General features: G+C 43.2%; 1 protein-coding gene and 1 pseudogene. Both read right to left on the bottom strand.

What is annotated here, in order from left to right; all coding sequences use genetic code 11:
• Positions 1-257, bottom strand: a pseudogene (locus tag QUA27_RS27080) (hypothetical protein); the annotation flags it as partial.
• A 163-nt stretch (positions 258-420) separates the two neighbouring features.
• Positions 421-3,783: trifunctional serine/threonine-protein kinase/ATP-binding protein/sensor histidine kinase (locus tag QUA27_RS27075; protein ID WP_333072126.1), on the bottom strand; the 3,363-nt coding region annotated here is incomplete at its 5' end.

Raw genomic sequence — 3,783 nt, 5'->3', positions numbered from 1 at the left:
TAGCTGTGGCGATAGGACTCTAAATTGTAAGGTTCAACGACTCCCGGCAGACGTAGGTTTTTGGCGATGGTGTACTGGTTGCGGAATTGCAGCAGTTCGCTGAAGCTGGGATAGTCTCGATTTAATAGTTTAATGACAACCGGAAGCCGATCGATTTCTCTAATGGCTCGATAAACTAGGGTTCTCGAACCGCAGTATAATTGCTCAACCAGATGATATCCAGAAACTCGGTTTGTCAAATCCACTGCTGCACTCATCTGGATTACCCCATCTTAGACATTGACTTCTGTAACTTATTATACACTTCTCTTTGTCAAGTCTAACGGTGAGATAACTGATTTCGCTCCCAGCAGAAAGACTCTACCGCTTCTCTTCTTTTTTCATTGTTGAATAAAAATATTGCCATCTATCGATATAGTCTTATCCTTTCATCGGTAAGAAAATTGTAAACTCCGTCCCTTCTCCCAATAGAGAATTTACCTCGATCGCCCCTCCATGTTTCTCAACCACAATTTGACGAGCGATCGCCAATCCCAACCCCGTCCCTTTCCCTACTTCCTTGGTAGTAAATAATTCATCAAAAATCTTCTCTTGCACTGCTTCACTCATGCCCACACCGTTATCTTTGATGCGAATCATCGCTTGTTTTTTATCCAGAGACAGGTCGGTTTTAATGGTAATCTTGTTGACAATTTCTGCATAATTTCGGTTTTGATTTGATTCATCCAAAGCATCGATCGCATTACCTAACAAATTCATAAATACTTGATTCAACAGACCGGCATAACACTCCACTTGTGGCAAGTTACCGTATTCCTTAATCACTTTGATTTCTGGACGATTTTCGTTAGCCTTGAGCCGATGTTTCAGGATCATAATGGTGCTATCGATGCCATCGTGGATATTGCAAGCTACGGGATAGTTAGTATCGGCACGGGAGAAGGTTCGTAGACTGGTACTAATATCCCGAATCCGCTTCACGCCTTCCTGCATAGAACCTACTAATTTCGGTAAATCTTCCCGGATGTAGTCAAGATCGATGTTCTCGATTTCATCTTGAATATCTGGATCGATTTGGGGATATTTTTCTTGATACAAATCGAGCAATCCAAACAAATCTTGGATATGCTCTAAGGCGGGTTGAATATTACCAACCAGAAAACCAACTGGATTATTAATTTCGTGAGCAACCCCAGCCACTAAGTTTCCCAACGCTGACATTTTTTCACTTTGAACTATTTTTATTTGTGCTTGTTTGAGTTCGGTTAAGGCTTGTTGAGATTCTTGATACAAACGGGCATTTTCTAAGGAAATAGCAGCTTGAGAAGCCAGCATATTTAGCACTTCAATGCGATCGCTGGTAAACGCCCCAACCGTCAGGTTATTTTCCAGGTATAAAACTCCTATCAACTGCCCTTGATTAAGAATTGGAATACAAAGAACACTGATCGGCTGGTTCTGTTCAATATAGCGATCGCTCGCAAGCTGGGAACTTACCCTAGCATCAACTATTACCAAAGGTTTCAAACTACGCTTGACAGTGTTAACCAAACTAATGGGTACATCCTGACTTGATTCTAGAGGTATTGATGGTAATAGCTCAGGTTCATGTCCCTCTGCTACAATAGCCGCTACCTGTAAATACTGTTTTTGTTTGAGCAATAAGGCACACTTAGTTGCCCCAGCATTTGCGATCGCTATTTTTAGGAGAGTAGTCAGGAGTTTATCTAGTTCAATCTCCCCAGAAATGGCTTGAGAGGCTTTGAGCAGAGTAGGCAAATCGAGAAATTCAGAGTTGCTGCTAGAAGAGTTGGTATTATAAGTAATTGTTCCGCGGGCGATCGTTTCCTTTAATGAACTAAAGGCTTGAGCTTGCTGAAGGATAATACCGAGTAGGCGAGGATAACGTTTTTCCAAATCCTCAATTTTGGCTTTAGCTCCCCATCGGGCATAACAATAATACGCTTCAATCATGTAGGCTTGAGCTACTTTTTCTTTGCCCCATTCCAAGTAGAATTTAGCTGCTAGTTCGTTTGCGAGGGCTTCTTCGTTGATGAATAGATTTTCTTTAGCGAGTTGGATAGCGCGATCGTACATTTCAAGTGCATCTGCCTTGTAACCCAAAACCCGCTGCCGTTCTGCTTCAACCAAATACCATTTATGCAGATGATTCGTGGGAGCATTTTGCGCCCACTGGTGCAGAGTCGTTTGATGGGTTTCCACAGAGGCAAGAATGGAAGCTTGCTCAATTTCAGGATGTGTGGAAAACACTGCCAGATGCGTCAGGGCTGCATAGAAATGGAAAATGGGAATAAAAATACATCCCGGTACTGCTATCAAATATGGCTGGGCTTTGCTAATATAATTGTTCGCCTCTTTGTAGTTACCAAAGCAGTAAGCAAGCAACAGTTTGTAGATATAAAGCTCGGCGATGGCAGTGAATTCATAATCCTGATTATGCTTGGGCATCATCACTGTTTCATCGTAGGCTTTGCCTATTAAGCAATCCGACATCTCGACTTCCTTTAAGTTATTCACCGTCTGCCGCACCATATCTACATAAATCTGAGCCGAATATTGCTTTACCTGAGCCAAGGCGGCGCTGTAACTTGCTATTTCTGATTCCAAATTGCTCAGTTCTACTCCACTGAAAAAGTTCATATAGCTGTAAGTGACCATGCTGTAGCCAGCACTTAGAAAATCGCCAGTTTCCATGCCCAACCTATAGCTATCTTTCGTCGTCAGCATCACTGCCCTCATTGCTTCTTTGCGATGCTGAATAAAGGCTCCAAATAGATTCAGAATCATGGACTTGAATTCCCGGACATTGAACCTATCAAGCAATAAGAGTGCTAATTTACCAAAGGCATACCCCGTTTCCACATCTCCCAAAAAGGCACACAACACCAGTCCGTGAATCCCATACCCCACCGTCGATGCTGGCGCATTCCCAAAGGAGAGCGATAAACTCACCATCTTGCAGCTAAGTAGGGGCAGCAAACCGGGCATTCCCAGAAAGACAGGAGAATATAATGTTGCTAATAGTGGCATGGCAGCCTGAGCCTTGGCATCAGTTATCACCGGCAGATTAACTAGCTCTTCAATCCGTCTACCTTGGAGTTGGCTGGCAACGGCTTCTAGCGCTTTACCAATCAAAGCTTCGTCAGCTTCGGTGGGTAGTTCAACCCCCAATTGCCAGAGTGCATCTCTTGCTACTGCAATGGCTTCTAGTGACTTGCTCTGTGCTGTCTGGGCGGCGATTTGAATTTCGTAAATTTTGATTTTGTCTAAGATTGTCTGGGCTGCTTCCAACACTTGTACTGCTATCTCTTCCATGCCGTCAAAGTCAGCATTCAAATAGGCAGCTTCGGCAGCAGCAACATATAGGTTCACGGTTAATTCATACTGGCTTTGCCAGCAGTTGGCGGCCAGTAGCTCAACCCCCACTTGTAGATAAACTCTGGCTGCCATGTACGCGGTAGAATTTCTGGCTTTACAACCGGCTGCCAAGTTCAGTTTAGCTAAGGCTTCTCGTTCACTAGGTTGGGTAATTAACTCAATTCCTCGATTCAAATGCCCGATAATATCAAACAGTTTTTCTTCTAGCTCTATTTTTGAAAAATTTTGCTGCAGTAATTGTCCGATTTTGAGATGAGTTGCTTTTTTCTGTGAATCGGGAATCAGTGAATATGCGGCTTGCTGGACGCGATCGTGTAAAAATCGATAAGTGGGATTAGCTGAAGCTTTGAAAACTTCATCACTATCCAATTGGGTAAAGAACTT

Origin of the sequence: Microcoleus harperi Pol14_C6 (assembly GCF_036701295.1) — a bacterium.
Lineage (GTDB): Bacteria > Cyanobacteriota > Cyanobacteriia > Cyanobacteriales > Microcoleaceae > Microcoleus.
This window is presented reverse-complemented; position numbering and strand designations above follow the sequence as displayed.